Source organism: Sedimentitalea sp. (genome assembly GCF_039973035.1).
Lineage (GTDB): Bacteria > Pseudomonadota > Alphaproteobacteria > Rhodobacterales > Rhodobacteraceae > Sedimentitalea.
The window spans coordinates 23,643-29,836 of record NZ_JBDWLR010000061.1; the positions used below are offsets into that span (position 1 = coordinate 23,643).

Genomic DNA, 6,194 nt, shown 5'->3' on the forward strand with positions numbered 1-6,194 from the left:
GAATGCAATGCGCGTTTGGTCAGAGTTTTGGGCGTGGCACTTTGGCCGCGCCCTTTTTCGTTGAGGCGCTGTCGTGGCCCCTATGCGGGCGCAATATCCTTGGCCGCGACAAAGCGCAGCCATTCAGAGACCTCTGCGGTCTTTTCGATCTCTGACCATATCCATTTACGAAAGGCCTTGATGTGGGGCCGCTCCTGTAGGCCCTCTGGACACAAAAAGCGAAAGTGTGCGTCAAGCGTGATGGCCAGCCCATAGGGCGCCACCAAGCGACCTTCGTGGAGGTCTTTCACCACCAGCGCCCGTCGTCCCAGAACCACACCGGCACCGGCGAGTGCGGCGTCTATGGCGTGGTCAGCCTGAGAAAACTGCACACCATGGCCGGGAACAAAATTAACACCCGCTGCCCTGCACCACGCGGCCCAATCACATTTGGGGTTCAGAAAATCCAGTGAATCGTCAGACAGGATCGGAGCGCGGCGCAGGTCCTCTGGCTTGGGATATTTCTCGGCGAGATCCGGGGTCATAACCGGCGTCAGCCATTCAAAAGCCAAAGGTTCAGAGAACAGGCCCGGGTCGGGGCCATGCCCAAAGCGAATCGCAACATCGATTTCGTCACGATCAAAGTCCATCATCCGCAGGCCCGCAGAGAACCGCAAATCGATGTCAGGATGCGCGCGGGCGAAATCATAGAAACGTGGAGCCAACCATTTCGCGGTAAAGGCCGGACCGGCGGTAACGGTCAGGGTTCGGTTGTCCTGCAGCCTTCGGGTCTGGAGCCATGCCGTGTTGAGGGTCCGAAAGCCTTCGGCGGCACCGGGCGCAAGAAGGCGCCCGGATTCGGTCAGCTCTACAGCGCGGTTAAGGCGTCGAAAGAGGGGTTGGCCCAGATGATCCTCAAGCGACTTGATCTGAAAGGAGAGCGCTGCCGGGGTGACGTTCAGTTCATCGGCTGCGCGGGCAAAGGACATATGTCTCGCCGCGGCGTCAAAGGCGCGGAGGGCGGTCAGAGGGGGCAGGCGATCCGGCATATTCAGTTAAGTAATACTTATCTGACTGGTTGGAAAGCCTCGTTTGTAGAAAGCATTGGCGCAGAACATACTGATCACAGAGTTAGAAAAACTGAATCAAGAGAGCCTCGCCATGTTGGAAAGTACAACCGACCCCGCAACACGCCGCATTTTTCAAAGAGCACATGAGGACCGTGCACGCACATTCCTGAGCGTATGGCAGTGGTTGATCCCGGTACGCAGCAAGCACTAAGCAAAAAAAGGGCCGGTCATAAGCGACCGGCCCTGTTCAATTTTTCACGACAGTGTTGTCGGATCAGCCGAAGAACTGGGCACCGTTTGCCGAGATGGTCGAGCCGTTGACGAAACCGGCGTCATCGGAGGCCAGGAACACAACGCAACGCGCGATCTCTTCGGGCTCACCAAGGCGACCTGCGGGAATCTGGGCGATGATGCTCTCGCGCACTTTTTCCGGAACCGCCATGACCATGTCGGTGGCGATATAGCCGGGGCAGATGGCGTTGGCGGTGATGCCAGCGCGTGCGCCCTCTTGTGCCAACGAACGGATGATACCGATGTCACCGGCTTTGGTTGCGGCATAGTTGACCTGAGCAAATTGACCCTTCTGGCCATTGACCGAACTGATCACGATGACGCGGCCAAACTTGCGCTCGCGCATGCCCGGCCAGACCGGATGAACGGTGTTGAAGACGCCGGTGAGGTTGGTGTCGATGACCTGCTGCCACTGCTCAGGCGACATCTTGTGGAACGGTGCGTCACGGGTAATGCCCGCGTTGGCCACCACGACGTCGATCGGGCCAAGATCGGCCTCGACCTGCGCGATACCGGCCTTTGAGGATTCGTAATCGGCAACGTCCCATTTGTAGGTCTTGATGCCGGTTTCTTCGGTAAAGCTCGCTGCGGCTTCGTCGTTGCCGGCATAGGTTGCGGCGACACTGTAACCTTCGGCTTTCAGCGCTTTGGAAATTGCGGCACCGATTCCGCGGCTGCCACCGGTGACGAGGGCGGTTCTGGACATATCTGTCTCCTCCAATATCTGGTTTTTGTTTGCTTTTTTTGATGGTGCGCTTGCTAGCAAATCGAGTTGCAGCCCGGCTAGATGCCGCGCTGCAACCCCGCTATGCGTTAGTCACGTGCGACGCAGAGGGCGACGCCCATGCCGCCACCGATGCACAAGGTCGCGAGACCTTTCTTGGCATCGCGGCGCTTCATTTCGAAGAGAAGGGTGTTGAGAACACGACAGCCCGAGGCACCGATCGGGTGGCCAATGGCAATCGCGCCACCGTTGACGTTGACGATGGCCGGATCCCAGCCCATGTCCTTGTTCACGGCGCAGGCTTGCGCGGCAAAGGCTTCGTTCGCTTCGACAAGGTCAAGATCTTCGGGCTTCCAGCCAGCTTTTTCCAGTGCTTTGCGCGAGGCATAGATCGGGCCAACGCCCATGATCGACGGGTCCAGACCGGCGGTGGCATAGGAAACGATCCGCGCGAGCGGCTCAATCCCACGCTTTTCAGCGTTTTCTGCCGACATCAGCAGCGTCGCGGCAGCACCGTCATTCAGGCCCGAGGCGTTGGCGGCGGTGACCGATCCGTCCTTGGTAAAGGCCGGACGCATCTTGGCCATGGCTTCCAGGTTGGCGCCGTGGCGGATGTACTCGTCGCTGTCCATCACGATGTCACCCTTGCGGGTCTTGATCGTAAAGGCCGTGATTTCGTCGGCAAATTTTCCGGCCTTTTGGGCCGCTTCGGCCTTGTTTTGGCTTGCGACGGCAAATTCGTCCTGTTGTTCGCGCGAAATTTGCCATTTTTCGGCAACGTTTTCGGCGGTCTGACCCATGTGATAGCCGTTGAACGCATCCCACAGTCCGTCGCGGATCATGGTGTCGATGTACTTCATGTCGCCCATCTTGTGACCGGCGCGCAGATTGGCGGCGTGGGTCGAAATCGACATGTTTTCCTGACCGCCAGCTGCGACGATATCGGCATCGCCCAGTTGAATGTGCTGTGCGCCAAGCGCGACCGCGCGGAGGCCCGAACCACAAACCTGGTTGATACCCCAAGCGGCGCTTTCCTGCGGCAGACCGGCATTGATGTGGGCCTGACGGGCGGGGTTTTGACCCTGCGCTGCGGTCAGGACCTGACCGAGGATGGTTTCAGAGACATCGGCCTTGTCGATACCGGCCCGCTCTACCACTGCCTCGAGTACCGCAGAACCCAGATCGTGGGCAGGTGTGTTGGCAAAAGAGCCACCAAAACTACCAACTCCGGTCCGTGCTGCCGATGCAATTACTACGTTCGTCATTTTCGCAATTCCTTTGCCAACGTGCAGGTAAGGGGAAAGATGACGGTTACGAACGCTAATGCAACCTTCACTTGAACTCCCCACTTCCGTATTTCGGCATAAAGGATTGACGCAAGGGCAGCAACAGACAGTGTGTCTCAGGCAACAATTGGTCGCCTGCGATACGGATACTCAGGCGCCTTCGCGGAGGTTCTTGGGTTGCGGAATCCATGGTGGCCGAACCGTGGGGGAGCCGAACAGGTGGCCCTGAAGGCAATCCACCCCGGCAGCGACAAGGAGTTCGGCGTCTTCCTTGCGTTCGACCGATCCGGCGATGATTAACATGTCGAATTGCTTTGCCACGGCGATCAGGGCACGCACGATGCTCTGGTTGTCGGGATTGCCTGCAAGGCGGTGCATGAATGACCCGTTAAGCTTGACCGCATCAAAGTAGAAGTCATTCAGATACTGAAGCACAAGTGCGCCGCTGCCAAAATCGTCAAGCGCAAAACCAATGCTTCGGTCCTGCAAGCTGTCCATGAAGTCAACGGTGAGATCCGGCATCGTCATCGCGGATTGTTCTGATATCTCCAGAACCAGCCGTTCGCCAACTGTCGGGTCCTGTTTCAGATGTCGGTCAAGAATGCGCAACCAACGTTTGTACCCGACCGAGCGGACCGACATGTTGAGTGACAGGCGGATTGATGGATTGGCGGCGAGCGCCCGCAACCCGGTTACGAGGGTGATACAATCAATCTCGCGGGCCAGTTCGGTCGATTCAATTGCTGGCATAAAGGTGCGCGCAGGGATGACCCTGCCGCTTTGATCCAGAACCCGAATGAGCCCTTCGTAAAAAGCGACCTGTTGCGGCGGTCGTGCCTGCAGTACGGGTTGGAATGCCAGCATCGTCTGGCCAGACTGAATGGCGTTCTTGACCAGGTCCAATATCTGCTCGTCGCGCCCCGTGACAGCGGCATCAAGCGGGCTGTGTCCGCCTGCGGGAATATCGGCTTTGATCTTGCTGCGGTTCGACATCGAATCCTCATCGCTCGGATACTGGTTTCAGCCGCAGATGATCCACGGCCTGTTCAGCATTGGAGCCTGTGAATGAAGATCGCCTTAAACCTCGCTTTTTAGATCAAACTGGTTCAAATCCTACGGAGCCAAAAGGGGAGCGTTGAAATGGATCGCTGTGGATGGGCAGGGCCGGAACAGATCTACAAGGATTATCACGATACGGATTGGGGCGTACCAGAATACGATAGCCGCGCGCTGTGGGAAAAGCTGGTTCTCGACGGGTTTCAGGCCGGGCTAAGTTGGCTGACAATCCTCAAGAAACGCGAGAATTTCCGCGCCGCGTTCCACGGTTTTGATCCCAACATCATCGCCGGCTGGGGCGAAGACGAGGTTGCACACCTGCTAGGTGATGCGGGTATCATAAGGCATCGAGGCAAGATCGAAGCGACAATCGGGAACGCGCGGGCCTGGCAGAAAGTAGAACAAAAACAGGGTTTTGACACCTTTCTTTGGAGCTATGTCGGAGGAGCGCCGCTGCAGAACGACTGGACAAGCCTGGCTGAAGTGCCCGCCCAGACGCCTTTATCGTTGCAGATATCCAAGGACTTGAAAAAAGCCGGTTTCCGGTTTTGTGGGCCGACGATCGTCTATGCCTTTATGCAGGCGGTTGGCATGGTGAACGATCATCTCGTGACTTGCCCGCGTCATGCCGAAGTTGCCCGGTTGGCCGCCGATCACAGCCAAAACTGAGGTGGCCTAGTCAGACGCGGGGATGGCTCTCTGAAAACCCCGGCGTCCCTTGATCCTGTGGATTGCGAGCCAGATGCTTGGCCTTGATACCGGCCGAGGTGTCACGGCTGCCATCATGGCTATAACCCGGCGGACCAAAGGCGTACCCCATGCGCTGACGCAGGGTGATGCCGGGTTGCGATACATCGCGAAACAGGCTGACCCATTCGTGAAAGACCGCGCGGACCGGGTTGAAGGTGCCGAGATTTTGGACCAATCCGTAATCCGGTTTCTCGGTGTCGAGTTCTGGCACGAATGTGCCGAACATCTTGTCCCAGATGACAAAGACCCCGGCATAGTTGGCATCGAGATAACGAGCGTTGCGACCGTGGTGCACGCGGTGGTGGCTGGGCGTGTTCATCACCACCTCAAACCAGCGCGGCATTTTGCCGATCACTTCGGTGTGAATCCAGAATTGATAGATCAGGTTCAGCCCGCCCACAAACAGCACCAACGCCGGGTGAAAGCCGAGCAGAATCAGGGGGGCACGTACGATCATCATCAGCGTGAAAGTCCCGGTCCAAGTCTGGCGCAAGGCGGTGGTGAGATTATAGTGCTGGCTGGAGTGATGATTGACATGACTGGCCCAGACCCAGCGGACGCGATGGCCGAACCGATGCACCCAGTAGTATCGTAAATCGTCCAGAACAAAGCAGAGCAGTATCACCCCGACCGAATGGCCTAGATCAAGTGGGGTAACGGCCCACAGCGCCATGAGAAAGCCCCAGGTGACAAAGCCGAGAATGATGCCTTCGGCCACGCTGCCCGCGCCAAGGATCAACGAGGTCAGCGCGTCGCGGGTTTCATAGCGCCCGCCACGCTGTTTGAAGGCAATCCACAGAAGCTCGGCGAGAATTGCGGCCACAAAGAGCGGAACAGCCCACTGCACCACGTCAGGATAACTGGGCATGTCGGTTACGCTCCTCTCATGAGGTCTTGCCATACCGGATGATGTGGGTGGCTCCTGCTCCACCGTCATCGAATGTGCCAAAGTGCAGTTATTAACGACTGCTAGGAAAGGAGCCACCCAATGACAGTTAAGACCGTAGGCCTGGATTTGGCCAAGGATGTTTTTCAAGT

At 57.6% G+C, this 6,194-nt stretch carries 6 protein-coding genes; 1 reads left to right on the forward strand and 5 read right to left on the reverse strand.

What is annotated here, in order from left to right; all coding sequences use genetic code 11:
* Nucleotides 1-80: 80 nt before the first annotated feature.
* The 4 genes from ABJO75_RS16095 to ABJO75_RS16110 all read right to left on the reverse strand — a co-directional run bounded on the left by ABJO75_RS16095 (nucleotide 81) and on the right by ABJO75_RS16110 (nucleotide 4,343).
* Nucleotides 81-1,028, reverse strand: a complete 948-nt coding sequence (locus tag ABJO75_RS16095) for a transcriptional regulator GcvA (RefSeq protein WP_348126660.1) — start codon at nucleotides 1,026-1,028, stop codon at nucleotides 81-83.
* Nucleotides 1,029-1,323: 295 nt separating this feature from the next.
* Complete coding sequence (gene phbB, locus ABJO75_RS16100; RefSeq protein WP_348126658.1) at nucleotides 1,324-2,046, reverse strand: acetoacetyl-CoA reductase; 723 nt, start codon at nucleotides 2,044-2,046, stop codon at nucleotides 1,324-1,326.
* Nucleotides 2,047-2,153: 107 nt separating this feature from the next.
* Complete coding sequence (locus ABJO75_RS16105) at nucleotides 2,154-3,329, reverse strand: acetyl-CoA C-acetyltransferase (protein ID WP_348126656.1); 1,176 nt, start codon at nucleotides 3,327-3,329, stop codon at nucleotides 2,154-2,156.
* A gap of 171 nt (nucleotides 3,330-3,500) precedes the next feature.
* Complete coding sequence (locus ABJO75_RS16110; RefSeq protein WP_348126654.1) at nucleotides 3,501-4,343, reverse strand: EAL domain-containing protein; 843 nt, start codon at nucleotides 4,341-4,343, stop codon at nucleotides 3,501-3,503.
* Nucleotides 4,344-4,490: 147 nt separating this feature from the next.
* Between ABJO75_RS16110 and ABJO75_RS16115 the strand changes: the two genes are divergently transcribed.
* On the forward strand, nucleotides 4,491-5,075 hold the full coding sequence (locus tag ABJO75_RS16115; RefSeq protein ID WP_348126652.1) for a DNA-3-methyladenine glycosylase I: 585 nt from the start codon (nucleotides 4,491-4,493) through the stop codon (nucleotides 5,073-5,075).
* 10 nt (nucleotides 5,076-5,085) lie between these two features.
* On the opposite strand, the gene ABJO75_RS16120 is transcribed toward ABJO75_RS16115, so the two are convergent.
* Nucleotides 5,086-6,024 carry a sterol desaturase family protein gene (locus tag ABJO75_RS16120; protein WP_348126650.1) on the reverse strand — a complete coding sequence of 313 codons (939 nt, stop codon included), beginning with the start codon at nucleotides 6,022-6,024 and terminating at the stop codon, nucleotides 5,086-5,088.
* Between the last annotated feature and the right edge of the window lie 170 nt (nucleotides 6,025-6,194).